At 60.9% G+C, this 14,152-nt stretch carries 10 protein-coding genes and 1 pseudogene; 6 read left to right on the top strand and 5 right to left on the bottom strand.

The window, feature by feature from the left end; all coding sequences use genetic code 11:
- Positions 1-150: 150 nt before the first annotated feature.
- From F8N21_RS24710 to F8N21_RS24700, 3 genes are all read right to left on the bottom strand, one after another.
- Positions 151-1,050, bottom strand: coding sequence for a hydroxymethylglutaryl-CoA lyase (locus F8N21_RS24710; protein ID WP_150644618.1), 900 nt, complete (start codon positions 1,048-1,050; stop codon positions 151-153).
- A gap of 218 nt (positions 1,051-1,268) precedes the next feature.
- Positions 1,269-1,670 (bottom strand): MerR family transcriptional regulator, encoded by a 402-nt coding sequence (locus tag F8N21_RS24705; RefSeq protein WP_150644617.1) that lies wholly within the window; start codon positions 1,668-1,670, stop codon positions 1,269-1,271.
- A 206-nt stretch (positions 1,671-1,876) separates the two neighbouring features.
- Positions 1,877-2,806, bottom strand: a complete 930-nt coding sequence (locus tag F8N21_RS24700) for a LysR family transcriptional regulator (protein ID WP_150644616.1) — start codon at positions 2,804-2,806, stop codon at positions 1,877-1,879.
- A gap of 151 nt (positions 2,807-2,957) precedes the next feature.
- On the opposite strand from F8N21_RS24700, the gene F8N21_RS24695 reads away from it, so the two are divergent.
- Positions 2,958-4,187 (top strand): acyl-CoA dehydrogenase, encoded by a 1,230-nt coding sequence (locus F8N21_RS24695; protein ID WP_150644615.1) that lies wholly within the window; start codon positions 2,958-2,960, stop codon positions 4,185-4,187.
- 242 nt (positions 4,188-4,429) lie between these two features.
- Here the strand turns inward: F8N21_RS24695 and F8N21_RS24685 are convergent, their stop codons facing one another.
- Both F8N21_RS24685 and xthA read right to left on the bottom strand, forming a co-directional pair.
- A complete protein-coding gene (locus F8N21_RS24685; protein WP_150644629.1) occupies positions 4,430-5,767 on the bottom strand; it encodes a substrate-binding domain-containing protein in 1,338 nt (445 codons plus the stop codon).
- Between the two features lie 274 nt (positions 5,768-6,041).
- Complete coding sequence (xthA, locus tag F8N21_RS24680; RefSeq protein WP_150644614.1) at positions 6,042-6,854, bottom strand: exodeoxyribonuclease III; 813 nt, start codon at positions 6,852-6,854, stop codon at positions 6,042-6,044.
- Between the two features lie 227 nt (positions 6,855-7,081).
- Here xthA and F8N21_RS24675 point away from each other — a divergent pair, with 227 nt between their 5' ends.
- The 5 genes and pseudogenes from F8N21_RS24675 to F8N21_RS24655 all read left to right on the top strand — a co-directional run.
- Entirely contained in the window at positions 7,082-7,732 is a 651-nt protein-coding gene (locus F8N21_RS24675; protein WP_150644613.1) for a GNAT family N-acetyltransferase, read from the top strand.
- Between the two features lie 65 nt (positions 7,733-7,797).
- Positions 7,798-9,525: an autotransporter assembly complex protein TamA gene (locus tag F8N21_RS24670; protein WP_150644612.1), complete on the top strand. Its 1,728-nt coding sequence runs from the start codon at positions 7,798-7,800 to the stop codon at positions 9,523-9,525.
- Positions 9,522-13,193 (top strand): translocation/assembly module TamB domain-containing protein, encoded by a 3,672-nt coding sequence (locus F8N21_RS24665; RefSeq protein WP_150644611.1) that lies wholly within the window; start codon positions 9,522-9,524, stop codon positions 13,191-13,193. Before F8N21_RS24670 ends, F8N21_RS24665 begins: the two co-directional genes overlap by 4 nt.
- Positions 13,194-13,343: 150 nt before the next feature.
- Positions 13,344-13,817, top strand: coding sequence for a MarR family winged helix-turn-helix transcriptional regulator (locus F8N21_RS24660; protein WP_150644610.1), 474 nt, complete (start codon positions 13,344-13,346; stop codon positions 13,815-13,817).
- Positions 13,814-14,152 (top strand): annotated as a pseudogene (locus F8N21_RS24655) (TolC family protein); the annotation flags it as partial. The gene F8N21_RS24660 and the pseudogene F8N21_RS24655, both read left to right, overlap by 4 nt.

Below are 14,152 nucleotides of genomic sequence, written 5' to 3'. Positions count from 1 at the left end.
AGCCGTGCCAACTTTAAATATTCCTTTAAAATCAATCACTTGATGATTTGACAAGAAAAGGCAGCCAGACAAATCCCACCAATCTGTTTCCGTGTTACTCGTTTTCGCTCCGGGATTGAGGGGGCGGTAACACCCCGACACAACCGCACCTCACACCGTGCTACGAACCTTGGCCACCCGGGAACCGGTCGGGCGTCCCAGCACCGTGCAGATCTGCTGACCGGCCTGGATCAGGCGATCCATGTCGATCCCGGTGCTGATCCCCAGGCCGTTGAGCAGGTACAGCACGTCTTCGGTGGCGACGTTACCGCTGGCGCCCTTGGCGTAGGGGCAACCGCCGAGGCCGGCGATGGAGCTGTCGAACACCGCGATGCCTTCCAGCAGGCTTGCGTAGATATTGGCCATGGCCTGGCCGTAGGTGTCGTGGAAGTGCCCGGCCAGTTTGTCCCGCGGCACCTGGGCGCCGACCACCTCGAACATCCTGCGGGTAGCGCCGGCGGTACCGGTGCCAATGGTGTCGCCCAGGGAAACTTCGTAGCAGCCCATGGCGTACAGCTCGCGCGCGACGGCGGCGACTTGCTCGGGCGCCACCTCTCCTTCATATGGGCAGCCCAGCACACAGGATACGTAACCGCGCACGCTGATGCCGTGCTGTCTGGCGGCCTCCATGAGCGGTACAAAACGTTCGAGGCTTTCGCTGATCGAACAATTGATGTTGCGCTGGGAAAAAGCTTCGGAAGCGGCGGCGAACACCGCGACTTCCTTGACCCCGGCCGCCAGCGCGTCTTCAAAGCCACGCAGGTTCGGTGCCAATGCAGCGTAGGTCACCCCTGGTTTGCGCTGGATCTGTGCGAAGACTTCGGCTGAGCCGGCCATCTGCGGCACCCATTTGGGCGAAACGAAACTGCCGACTTCGATATAACCAAGGCCGGCGGCGGTCAGTGCATCGACCAGTTGCACCTTGTCTGCCACGCTGATGGGTTGGGCTTCGTTCTGCAGACCGTCGCGGGGGCCGACTTCGATCAGGCGTACATGGGTGGGGAGAGACATAAGGGGTTCACCTGTTTTTATTGATACTGCATTAGCGGTACTACCGCGCACCCGTAGCAGCTGCCGTCAGGCTGCGTTCGGCTGCGCAGCAGTCGTAGAATTCACGAGCGCGTCATTTCAGGGAAAACGTGTCGTTTGGACTGCGACCGCTGCGCGCTCGAACGCAGGCTTCGCCAGCTGCTACGCACAACCGCATTCAACCTCGGCCAACGATGTTCCTATTGCACAACCTTCTGATTCTCGATCGTTTCTTCCAGCGCCTGGATACAGCGCTCTTCCGCTGTGTCCAGTTCCAGCTTCATCTGCTCGATATCGAGCATTTGCTGTTCCAGCTGTTCGCGACGTTCGGTGATTTTCGCCAGCATGCTGTGCAGCTGTTTCTGGTTGCCGCTGGTGGGGTCGTAGAGTTCGATCAGCTCGCGGCATTCGGCCAGGGAGAAGCCGATGCGCTTGCCCCGCAGGATCAGCTTCAGGCTGACTTTGTCCCTGGGCGAGTAGATGCGTTCCTGACCGCGCCGCTCGGGGGCAAGCAAGCCTTGCTCCTCATAGAAGCGAATGGCGCGGGTGGTGATGTCGAGCTCGCGGGCGAGGTCGGAGATGCTGTAAGTCTGGCTGCTCATGGAAGCGCTCGAAAAAGGTCTTGCTGCTAAGCTAATGGCAGGTTGACGTTTACGTCAAGCAGTGAAGGTCTTCAGTGTCATTACTGGCCTCATCGCGAGCAAGCTCGCTCCCACAGGGACCGGGTCTGAACATCAATTTCATGTTCAACACAAATCCCTTGTGGGAGCGAGCTTGCTCGCGATGAACGATGACGCGGTCCTGAGACTTACGCTTTATCGAGCTTCTTCTCATGGGCAGTGACCTGCTGGCACAACTCGATCATCTGCTCGCGCATCCAGCGGTTAGCCGGGTCCTGGTCGGTGCTTTCGTGCCAGTAGAGGTGGGTTTCGACCGGCGGCACATCATTGACCGGCAGGTTGAATGCATGCAGGTCATGCCGGCGGGCGAAACGCTCGGGCACGGTCATCACCATGTCGGTCTGTTGCAGCACTTGCGAGGCCATCAGGTAATGCTGTGAGCGCAGGGCGATTTTGCGCTGGATGCCCATCTTGCCCAGCGCCAGGTCGACATGCCCGAGCCCGCTGCGCCGGCTGGAAATATGGATATGGGTCAGCGACAGGTAGTCCTCGAGGGTGAATTTGTCTTTGCCCGCCAGCGGATGCCCCTTGCGCATGGCGCAGACATAACGGTCTTCCATCAGCTTGACGTGGCGCACTTGCGGGTCGGTGTTGAGGGGCGCATCGACGGCGAAGTCGAGGCGACCGGCCGCCAGTTCCTTGGTGGTTTCCCGGCGTTTGGATAAAAAGCTCTCGATGATCACCGTCGGTGCCAGGCGGCGCAGGCGCTGGAACAGCGGCGGCAGGATCACCGCTTCAGTGAGGTCGGTCATGCTGATGCGGAAGGTCTTGGTCGCTTGCAACGGGTTGAAAATCCGGCTTTCCTGCACCGATACCCGCAGCAGCGACAATGCGTTGCGCACCGGGCCGATGATGTTTTGCGCCATGGGCGTGGGCACCATGCCCTGGGCGGTGCGCACGAACAACGGGTCGTTGAAGGTCTCGCGCAGGCGGGCCAGAGCGTTCGAGACGGCTGGCTGAGTGATGCCGACGATCTGCCCGGCCCGGGTCAGATTGGCCTCGGTGTAGATCGCGTCGAAGACGATGAAAAGGTTCAGGTCGACCTTGCTCAGATTCATTGCGCTGCACTCTTATTTTTAGGTTTCGATCAACGGATCATATATCGGTGATGAATGTTAATACACGCCGAGAATAGGCTAGGTAAATTTTAGTAGCTGTTCTAGCATCGATTGCATGACCTCATCAATCCCTGGAAGAAGGTAGCTGCTCATGGATTTCGCTTATTCCCCTAAGGTTCAGGAACTGCGTGAGCGCGTGACCGCGTTCATGGACGCTTACGTTTATCCGGCTGAAGCGGTGTTCGAACGCCAGGTCTCGGAGGGCGACCGCTGGCAGCCGACCGCGATCATGGAGGAGCTCAAACTCAAGGCCAAGGCTGCAGGTTTGTGGAATTTGTTTCTTCCCGAGTCCGAGCTGGGCGCCGGCTTGACCAACCTTGAGTACGCGCCGCTGGCGGAAATCATGGGCCGCTCGCTGCTCGGGCCGGAGCCATTCAACTGCTCGGCGCCGGACACCGGCAACATGGAGGTGCTGGTGCGTTACGCCAACGAAGAACAGAAACAGCGCTGGCTGGAGCCGCTGCTGCGCGGCGAGATCCGTTCGGCCTTTGCCATGACCGAGCCGGACGTGGCGTCCTCCGACGCCACCAACATGGCCGCCCGCGCCGAGCGTCAGGGTGACGAGTGGGTGATCAACGGCAAGAAATGGTGGACCTCGGGTGCCTGCGACCCGCGTTGCAAGATCCTGATATTCATGGGCCTGAGCAATCCGGATGCGCCGCGTCACCAACAGCACTCGATGATTCTGGTGCCGGTGGATGCTCCGGGTGTGAAGATCGTCCGTCCGTTACCGGTGTTCGGTTACGACGACGCGCCCCACGGCCACGCGGAAGTGCTGTTCGAGAACGTCCGTGTGCCTTACGAGAACGTGCTGCTGGGCGAAGGCCGCGGTTTTGAAATCGCCCAGGGTCGCCTTGGCCCTGGCCGGATTCACCACTGCATGCGCTCGATCGGCATGGCCGAACGTGCACTGGAGTTGATGTGCAAACGTTCGATCAGCCGGACCGCGTTCGGTAAACCCCTGGCACGTCTGGGTGGCAATATCGACAAGATCGCCGACTCGCGGATGGAAATCGATATGGCGCGCCTGCTGACATTGAAAGCGGCGTACATGATGGACACCGCCGGCAATAAGGTGGCGAAAAGCGAAATTGCCCAGATCAAGGTAGTTGCACCGAACGTGGCCTTGAAGGTCATCGATCGGGCGATCCAGATCCATGGCGGGGCCGGGGTTTCCAACGATTTCCCGCTGGCCTACATGTACGCGATGCAACGCACCCTGCGTCTGGCCGACGGCCCGGATGAAGTGCACCGCGCGGCGATCGGCAAATTCGAGATCGGCAAATATGTGCCGAAAGAGATGATGCGTAGCGGGCAGTAAGACCTTGTGGCGAGGGGGCTTCCTTGTGGTGAGGGGGCTTCTGTGGCGAGGGGGCTTGCCCCCGCTGGGGCGCGCAGCGGCCCTAAACCGGCCACCTCGGTATGTCTGACAGAGCACTTCAGCCGATTTTACGACTGCTTCGCAGCCGAACGGGGGCAAGCCCCCTCGCCACAGAAGCCCCCTCGCCACAGCAAGCCCCCTTGCCACAGGAAGCTCCCTTGCCACCATGGTCTGTGTTCACTTCAATACACCCAAACCTCCACCCGCCGATTCTTGATCCTGCCTTCATCGGCGCTATTGGCCGCCACCGGCATCTCGGCGCCAAAACCGCGAATCTCGCGCAACACCACACCGTTTTTGATCAGCTCCCGGCGCACCGCCATGGCTCGCAGCTTCGACAACAGGTCTGCCCGCTCCGGGTCGCTCTTGGCATCGCCAAAACCTACCAGCATCACCTGTTTATTGAGTTTTCCGTGGAGCCTTAAATAGTCGAGCACTCGCGACAGATCCTCGCGGGCCTTGTTGTCCAGGCTGGCACTGCCTTCCTCGAAGCGAAAATTCACCGACAGCCGTTGCGCATGCCGAGTGATGGTCTGATAGCCGTCAGGCATCTGCGCGCCGGCCGTTACCGGCATGGCTTGCACGCTCTGGGCAATAAAACCGTTGGCGGCGACGATAGCCTGGCCCTTGCTGCTTTGGGCAAACGCCACCAGCGCAGTGGCCCACGGGTTTTGCCCGCTGGGTGGCAGGTAAAAGAACAAGCGCCGCGACAACGGATAGTCCTCGGTGGCGATCAGGCTATTGAGCGGCAGCATGGGATGCGAATCGCCGTCGACAATCGCCACGGCCTTGGCCTGACGTACATAAGGCAGGCCGATAAAGCCGATGCCTTGCGGGTCCTGGCTGACCGCATCAGACAGCTGCTCGCTGGATTCAAATCGTTTCGCCGCACCGCCCAGGGTTTTGCCGCGACGGTTGAGTACCAGCTCCTTGAAGGTATCGTAGGTGCCCGATTGGTCATCCCGGGCATACAGCTGGATCGTCCCGCCAATGCCGCCCAGATCTTCCCAGGTGTTCACCTCGCCACTGAAAATTCGCGCCAGTTGCTCAGTGTTCAATTGGCTCAAGGGGTTTTGCGGATGCAGGATGATCGCCAGCCCGTCGATGGCGATCACTTGCTCGGCACCGGGTCTTTTCAGGTCGCCCAAGGCCTCCAGGTCGACCCGTTCACTGTCCTTGATCGGCCTCGATGAGGCCGCCAGATCGGCAGTAGCGGCTTGGAGTGCGGTAAACCCGGTGCTCGAACCATGGGCCGCGATTTCCACCACCACCTGGCGGCCTTGCGGCGTCTGGCCGACTATCCGCTGTTCGTTGGTGTGGCCGGTGATTTCGCTGCGCACCTTGAGCAGCCCCTGATCTTCCATCAGCCCTTTGACCAGCGCCGGACCCAGTGCGGCGCCGATGGTATTGGAACCCTGAATGCGCAGGGCAGGGCCCTGATCCGGGACCGGTAGCTCATTGGCGAGGACAGCAACAGTCAGGCCGCAAAGCATCATCACAAACAGCGCGCGCAGCATCAGGCCGGCACCTTTTAAGGGAGGGGAAGTGCCGGGAGAATAAGACAGTGAGGTTGCTGAAATATGACAGCTTGCCAACAGCTACCCGGTCGAGCGCAAAACCCCTGTGGCGAGGGGGCTTGCCCCCGCTGGACCGCGAAGCGGTCCTAAAAACGGTAATGCATTGTGTCAAGGTGAACGCATCTGCCGGTTTTACGGCTGCTGCGCAGCCGAGCGGGGGCAAGCCCCCTCGCCACAGCAGCTCGCTCCACATTAGAGTTGTGTCGGTCTTGGGGACTCAGCTCAACTCAAGCCAGATCGGCGCATGGTCGGAAGGTTTTTCCATGGCGCGCAGGTCGTAGTCGACGCCGGCAGCCTTGATTCGCGGCAACAGGGCGTGAGAAGCCAGGATCAGGTCGATGCGCAGGCCACGCTTGGGTTCGTCTTCAAAGCCGCGGCTGCGGTAGTCGAACCAGCTGAAACGGTCGGCGACGTCCGGGTTCAGGTGCCGGAAGCTGTCCACCAGGCCCCAGTTCTTCAGGCGGGCCATCCACTCGCGTTCTTCCGGGAGGAAGCTGCACTTGCCGGTTTTCAGCCAGCGCTTCATGTTGTCCGGGCCAATGCCAATGTCGCAGTCTTCCGGGGAAATGTTCACGTCACCCATCACCACCAGTGGCTGGTCGTTGCGGAACTGGGTTTCGAGCAATTGCTGCAGGTCATTATAGAAGCGTTGCTTGGCCGGGAACTTGGTCGGGTGGTCGCGGCTTTCACCTTGTGGGAAATAGCCGTTCATGATGGTCACCGGCTCGCCGTTGGCGTCGGCGAAAGTGCCCCAGATAAACCGTCGCTGAGCATCTTCTTCATCACTGGCAAAGCCTTTGTGCAGCGCAATCGGTGCCTGACGGGAGAGCAGGGCGACACCGTAATGGCCCTTTTGCCCGTGGTAATACACCTGATAGCCGAGGGCCTGGATGTCGGCGAACGGGAACTGGTCGTCATGGACCTTGGTTTCCTGCAGGCCGATGACATCCGGCTGGTGTTTCTCGATCAGCGCTGCCAGCTGCTGCGGCCTGGCGCGCAGGCCGTTGATGTTGAAGGAGACGATCTTCATGGTCGGCAGTCCTGGCAAAACTGCGATGCTAGCCGACAAGTCCGGCGGCGGCCAGCGTGGCGGTAGGTCGGATGCGCTGCTAGTGTCCTTTGAGCGTAGAGTGTGAGCAGTTATTACGGGAAACTGTGCGCTCGTCCACAGGCTCGTAGTCACAAGGCTTTTTTATAAAAGGCTTTTGTATCAAGAGCACCACCATTTTGAGCCGTGCCCTGGGGAGATAGACCGTTATGCCTGAAACCTCGACTGCCATCGCTGACATTCATATGCTCGACAGCGGTTATTCCCGCGAAGCGCGTTCCTTGCTCTATCAGGCCTACCGGCATGAGCCGACATTCGCCTTTTTGTTCGAGCACGGGCGGCCTGGTTATGAGCAGCGGGTCCGGGCAACCGTGCGCGAACTGGTCAAGCAGCACTTTCTCCAGGACCTGCCGGCCATCGGCCTGCTGGTCAACGACCGGCTGATCGGCATCGCCCTGATCGCGCCGCCACAACGTCGCCTGGGCATCACCGAGAGTTGGGCCTGGCGCCTGCGGATGGTGCTCAGCACCGGCTTTCGTTGTACCCGGCGTTATCTGGACTATCACGAGGCGGTGGTGGCCTGCCTGCCCTCCGATGCGGTGCATGTCTTGCCGTTGCTGGGGATTCATCCGCAGTTCCAGGGCAAGCACTTCGGCGAGCAGTTGCTCCAAGCGGTGCATAATTGGTGCGCAGTGGACGAGCATTCGGAAGGTGTAGTGCTCGACACCGGGAACCCTCGTTATCTGGAGTTCTATAAACGTCAGGGTTATGAGGAAATCGGCGAGGTCGCTGTAGGACCTGTCCGCGAACATGTGTTTTTTCACCCCAATCCGCAGGTGTTGCAAACAGCAACTGCTTGATGCAGAAACTTCCGGTGATTCCAGGGCTCTATCACGCTCCCTTGCTCGTGATAGCATCCGCGCCTATGAAGTTTCCAGGAAGAATTACCAGCGGTTTGCTCATGCTGGTCACCAGCTGTACGGCGCTCGCGCAAAGCGAATTGGACGTCAGGATCAAACCGTCCAACGATGAACTGAAAGCCAACATAGAAGGCTATATCGGTGGCCTCGGCGAGCGCGATGAAGAAGCCTTGTTGCGCTTCAGTCGCGGCGCCGAGGAGCAAGCGCGAAAGGCCGCCCAGGCCCTGGGTTACTATCAGCCGCAGATCGACAGTGAAGTCAAAGCAGGCAAGACGCCACGGCTGGTGTTGAGCATCGACCCCGGCGAGCCCGTGCACTTGCGTAATGTCACCGTGCGAGTCGAGGGTCCCGCAGCCTCCCTCAAAGCCTTCCGGGTGCCGAAAGGCGCTCAGCTGAAATCCGGCGCGGTGCTCAATCACGGTCACTACGAAGATGCCAAGCGGATGATCCAGAATCAGGCCTCGCGCTACGGCTATTTCAGCGGGCGCTTCACCAGCCAGAAATTACTGGTCGACCCCCAGGCTGGCGTCGCCGATATCGAGCTGATCTACGACAGCGGCCCGCGTTATGCCTTGGGCAAGGTCAGCTTTGCCGGCGACACCCCGTTCGATGAAGACTTGCTGCAACGCATGGTGCCGTTCAAGGCCGGTGATCCCTACGACTCCGAACAGATCGCTGAGCTGAACCAGGCGCTGCAGTCGAGCGGTTATTTTGAAGGGGTGCGGGTCGATGCCGCGCCCGCCGCCGCCGCCAACAATGTGATCCCGGTGGCCGTGCAACTGGAAACCCGCAAGCCGCGGACCATGGGCCTGGGCCTGGGGTTCTCCACCGACGTCGGGCCGCGCGTCAAGGCCAACTGGACCCGGCATTGGGTCAACCCCCAAGGCCACAGTTATGGCTGGGAGGCCGAGGTGTCCGCGCCACGGCAGAATGTCGGGCTGTGGTACGACGTGCCGCTGGATCCGCCGCTCACCGACAAACTGCGTTATGCCGGCGGCTATCAATACGAAGAACTGGCGGGCACCGACACCCTGAGCAAACTGCTGACACTCGGCCCCGAGTGGCACAGCAAGTTGCCCAGTGGCTGGCAGCGCGTGGTTTCGCTGAAATGGCAGCGCGAGGAGTATCGCCTCGGCGATGATTCCGGTCTCAGCACCTTGCTGATGCCCGGTGTCAGCTATTCCTACCTGCGCAGTGATAACCGCATCGATCCGCACAATGGCTATCATCTGCAATTCGACACCAAGGTGGCCAAGGAAGGGCTGGGCTCGGATAACAATCTGCTCTACGGCACAGCGCTGCTCAAGGGCTTGACCACGGTCTGGGACAAGCACCGCTTCCTCGGTCGCGTGCAGTTCGGTGGCAGCGCCACCAATGGCTATGCATCGATACCGCCGTCATTGCGCTTCTTTGCCGGTGGCGATCAAAGCGTGCGTGGCTACGACTATCAAAGCCTGTCGCCGAAAAACTCCGACGGCGATCGCATCGGGGGTCGCTACATGGTCGCCGGCAGCGCCGAGTATCAATACTCGGTGACTGATAAATGGCGGGTCGCGACCTTTATCGACCAGGGCAACTCGTTCAATACCCTTGAACTGCCGAACCTCAAGACCGGGGTCGGCATCGGTGTGCGCTGGGTTTCGCCGGTCGGGCCGTTGCGCCTGGACGTTGCCCGGGCAATGGACGACGACGGCGGCTTTCGTTTGCACTTTTCCATGGGGCCTGAGTTGTGAATCGTGGTGTGAAAACAGCCCTGCTGGCGATCCTGGCGCTGCTGATAATGGTGTTGCTGGCGTTGGCCGCGGTGCTGGGGACTCAGGCTGGCAGCCGTTGGGCGCTGGGCTGGGTGCCGGGTTTGACGGTGGAAAACTTCCAGGGTCGCCTGGGCGCCCGATGGAGTGCCGATCACCTGCTCTGGCAGCAGGACAGCAGCCGGGTCGAGCTGAGTCGGCCGGTGTTTGCCTGGTCGCCGCTGTGCCTGACCCGCATGACCTTGTGCATCGAACAACTGAAGGTCGAGCAGGTCAGCCTGCAGTTTCCACCGGGCAGTGATGAAAGCACCGGCCCCATCAGCCTGCCGGACCTGAAACTGCCACTGTCGCTGGAGTTGGGCGAAGTGCGGATCGGCAGCCTGGTGTTCAACGGCAGCGAAGAACTCAAAGGCCTGCAACTGGCGGCGCAGTGGACGGCCAACGGGCTGCAGATCGACTCGGTGCACCTGCAGCGGGACGAGCTGAGCCTGGATCTGTCCGGTCTGCTGCAACCGAGTGGCGACTGGCCATTGACCGCTGAAGGTCGCTTGACTTTGCCGGCGCCGGGCGCCGAACCCTGGACGCTGGCCCTGAAAGTCGAGGGCGATCTGCTGAAGACCCTGAAGCTCAAGGCCGACAGCAGCGGTTACTTGCAAGGCCAATTGACCGGCGAGTTGCAACCATTGGTGGAGAACCTTCCGGCTCAGGTACGCATGACCGCGCAGGGTTTCAAGGCCAGCGCCGATTTGCCCGATACCCTGCAACTCAATCAGCTTGAGCTCACTGGCAAGGGCGATCTGAAGAACGGTTATCAATTGCTGGGCAACGCCACCTTACCGGCCGAACAGGGCCCGGTCGGCCTGCTGCTGCAAGGCAAGGTCGACGCCAAGGGCGCGCAAATCGCCGCGCTGGACCTCAGTGCCAGCGCCGAGCAAAGTCTCAAGCTCAGCGGGCAACTGGACTGGAGTGAAGGCTTCAGCGCCGAGGCCAGGGTCGATTGGCTGAACTTCCCCTGGCATCGGCTCTATCCGCTGATCGACGAACCGCAAGTGGCGCTGCGGACCTTCAACGCTGAAGTGTCCTACCGCGATGGCAACTATCTGGGCAACTTCAAAGCCGCCCTCGATGGCCCGGCGGGGGCGTTCAGCCTGAGCAGCCCGTTCAGCGGCGACCTGACAAAAATTTTTCTGCCGGAGTTCAAACTGGTGGCCGGGCAGGGCAAGGCCGAAGGGCATTTGAACCTGCAATTTGCTGACGGCATCGCCTGGGACACGGCGCTGGATCTGTCGGCGATCAACCCGGCGTATTGGCTGGCGCAATTGCCGGGCACTCTCGCTGGACCGTTGCGCAGCAAGGGCGAGATGAAGAATGAACAGCTGAAGTTGAACGCTGAACTGGACCTCAAGGGCAAGCTGCGTGGTCAACCCGCGGTGCTCCAGGCCAAGGCCGATGGCGGCGGCGAACAATGGACCCTGAACGCCCTGGATATTCGCCTGGGTGACAACCGTATTCATGGCAGCGGCAGCCTGCAACAGAAACTGGCCGGGCAGATCGACATCAAGCTGCCGCGCCTGGGTCAGCTCTGGCCGCAATTGCGCGGTCAGCTCAATGGCCGGGTCGACGTCGCGGGGACGCTCAAGGCCCCCCAGGGCAAGCTGAGCCTGCAAGGCCTGCAGCTGGCGCTGGCCGATAACCGCCTGCAAAGCCTGAACCTGGACGCCAATCTGGACAGCGCGCAACGGGCGCGCGTCGATCTTAAAGCCAGCGGGATCCAGGCTGGCGATACGCAGTTGGGCACGCTGACCGCCAGCGGCCAGGGCGATATCAAGCAGCAGAAACTGCAGCTGGATTTACAGGGCCCGCTGCTCAAACTGGCTCTGGGGCTGGACGGCAATCTGGATAAAGGCAACTGGCGCGGACGTCTGGCCAGCGGTGACATACAGGCCGGAGGACAGGACTGGAAGTTGCAGGCTCCGGCGAAGCTCGAGTACCTGGCCGATGGCAAGCTCAACTTTGGTGCCCACTGCTGGGTGTCCGGACAAGCCAGTATGTGCGGTGAAGACCAGCGATTGATGCCCGACCCGATGCTGCGTTACCACCTCAAGCAGTTCCCGATTGAAAGCCTGGCCCAGTGGTTGCCGAAGGATTTCGCCTGGAAAGGCAGGCTTAACGCTGATGTGCAACTGGATCTGCCAGCCAGCGGCCCGAAAGGCCAGGTCACGGTCGACGCCAGCGGCGGCACCTTGCGCATCCGTGAAAATGACCAGTGGCTGGATTTCCCTTACCAGACGCTGAAACTCGACAGCCGCCTTACGCCGACTCGCATCGATACTCAGTTGAATTTCGTCGGCGGCAAGCTTGGCGAACTGCTGCTGCAGGCGCAGATCAATCCATTACCCAAGAACAAGCCACTTACCGGCTCGTTCCGTCTCAGCGGCCTGGATCTGTCGGTGGCCCGGCCCTTTGTGCCGATGGTCGAGAAACTGTCCGGGCATTTGAACGGCAGCGGCAGTTTGTCCGGTGGGTTGCTGGCACCCCAGGTCAACGGCAGTCTGGTTCTCAGCGACGGCGAAGTGTCGGGGCCGGAATTGCCCGGCAGTTTCGAGGCCCTGCAGATTCAGGCACTGATCGCTGGCGAAAGTGTGCAGCTGAACGGCAGCTGGAAAAGCGGCAAGAGCGGACAGGGCAGCTTGAGCGGGAATATTGACTGGGGCCAGGCCCTGGTGGTCGACCTGAGCCTCAAAGGCTCGCAATTGCCGGTCACGGTCGAGCCTTATGCGGCGCTGGAAGTGGCGCCGGACCTGAAGATTTCGATGCACAACGACAAACTGGCGATCACCGGCAAGGTGCTGGTGCCCAAGGGTGATATCACCATCCGCGAGTTACCGCCGTCCACCGTCAAGGTCTCGGATGACACGGTGATCGTTGGCCATCAGACCGAAGAGGGCAAGCCGCCGCTGGTCATGGCCATGGATATCGACGTGATCGTTGGCAAAGAGAAACTCAGCTTCAGCGGTTTTGGCCTGACCGCCAACCTGCAAGGCCAGGTGCATATCGGCGACAACATGGACACCCGTGGCGAGCTCTGGCTCAACGAGGGTCGCTATCGCGCCTATGGCCAGCGCCTGACGGTGCGCCGTGCACGGCTGTTGTTCGCCGGCCCCATCGATCAGCCGTATCTGGACATCGAAGCGATTCGCCAGACCGGCGACGTGATCGCCGGGATCCGCTTGAGCGGCAGCGCCGAGCAGCCGACCACGCAGATCTTCTCCGAGCCGGCCATGAGCCAGGAGGATGCGCTGTCCTACCTGGTGCTCGGTCATCCGCGCAGCACCACCGGTGAAGACAACAACCTGCTGGCCCAGGCGGCGCTGGGTCTGGGGTTGATGGGCAGTTCCAATTTCACCGGCACGCTGGCCAAGAACCTGGGGATTGAGGATTTCCAGCTCGACACCGAGGGCAGCGGCCCGGCCACCAGCGTGGTCGCCAGCGGCAACATCTCCGAGAAGCTCAGTTTGCGCTATGGGGTGGGGGTATTCGAGCCGGCCAATACCATCGCCCTGCGTTACAAGCTGAGCAAGCGGGTCTATCTGGAAGCCGCCAGTGGCATCGCCAGTTCGCTGGATATCTTCTACAAGCGGGATTTTTAGGCCGGAAAGTTAAAAGATCGCAGCCGTGTTCCTACCCCGCACCACTCATCCCCTAAATACCAAGCATCCTAACTATTTCGTTGACATTCGCTGCCTAGGCAGTAACATCTAGACACATACTCTCTGCCTAGGCAGCTATTTGGTGGTCAGATGAAACACTTCACGCCGGACAACTTTCAAAATTGCCATCTCGGTCTGCTGCTCGGCCGTGCCGCGCTGCTCAAGGACCGGATCATCGACACCCATATGGAACCTCATGGCGTCACCGCCGCGCAGTTCAAGGTGCTGATCATCATGGCCCAGTTCGGCGTCGATACCCCGGCCGAGCTGTGCCGCCACCTGTCTCTGGACAGCGGTTCGATGACGCGGATGCTCGACCGGCTTGAACACAAAGGCCTGCTGGCGCGCCAACGCAGCGAAGGTGACCGGCGCCAGGTGCAGCTGGTGCTGACGGTTGAAGGACAGCGACTGGCCGACATGCTTCCGGACATCGGCGCCAACGCGATGAATCAATTGGCCGGCGCACTCGACCCCGAGGAGCTGCAAACCCTGCAACGGATCCTGAAGAAAATATTGGTGGCAGCCGGTGATCCGATCACCTTGCTGCGGGTAGGTGATAAATGAGCAATAAATCCTTGCGTAGCGGTTTGAGCCTGGTGCTGCTGGCCCTGAGTCTGGCCGGTTGCGCCAGCTACAGCGGCCTCGACACCGAAGGCGTCAGCCTCGACCCGAACCACCTCAAGGCCGGGCAATCCCTCAGTGGCGTAACCCTGTCACCGGCGGCCTGGCCGAAAAGTGACTGGTGGAAAAACCTCGGTGATCCGCAACTCGACGGCTTGATCCGCGAAGCCCTGCGGGACAGCCCGGATATGCAGATCGCCAGCGCCCGGGCCCATCAGGCCAGCGCCGCCGCCTATGCCGCCAACGCCGCGCGGATGCCGACCGTCGACGCCAGTGCC

This window comes from Pseudomonas fluorescens (genome assembly GCF_902497895.1).
GTDB lineage: Bacteria > Pseudomonadota > Gammaproteobacteria > Pseudomonadales > Pseudomonadaceae > Aquipseudomonas > Aquipseudomonas fluorescens_BP.
Note: the sequence above shows the minus strand (reverse complement) of the source record. Positions and strands in the feature narration are given on the sequence as shown.

Excerpts from the sequence above, each read along its gene's own strand:
- F8N21_RS24710 (WP_150644618.1), bottom strand. The coding sequence starts at position 1,050 with ATGTCTCTCCCCACCCATGTACGCCTGATCGAAGTCGGCCCCCGCGAC.
- F8N21_RS24705 (WP_150644617.1), bottom strand. The coding sequence starts at position 1,670 with ATGAGCAGCCAGACTTACAGCATCTCCGACCTCGCCCGCGAGCTCGAC.
- F8N21_RS24700 (WP_150644616.1), bottom strand. The coding sequence starts at position 2,806 with ATGAATCTGAGCAAGGTCGACCTGAACCTTTTCATCGTCTTCGACGCG.
- F8N21_RS24695 (WP_150644615.1), top strand. The coding sequence starts at position 2,958 with ATGGATTTCGCTTATTCCCCTAAGGTTCAGGAACTGCGTGAGCGCGTG.
- xthA (WP_150644614.1), bottom strand. The coding sequence starts at position 6,854 with ATGAAGATCGTCTCCTTCAACATCAACGGCCTGCGCGCCAGGCCGCAG.
- F8N21_RS24675 (WP_150644613.1), top strand. The coding sequence starts at position 7,082 with ATGCCTGAAACCTCGACTGCCATCGCTGACATTCATATGCTCGACAGC.
- F8N21_RS24670 (WP_150644612.1), top strand. The coding sequence starts at position 7,798 with ATGAAGTTTCCAGGAAGAATTACCAGCGGTTTGCTCATGCTGGTCACC.
- F8N21_RS24660 (WP_150644610.1), top strand. The coding sequence starts at position 13,344 with ATGAAACACTTCACGCCGGACAACTTTCAAAATTGCCATCTCGGTCTG.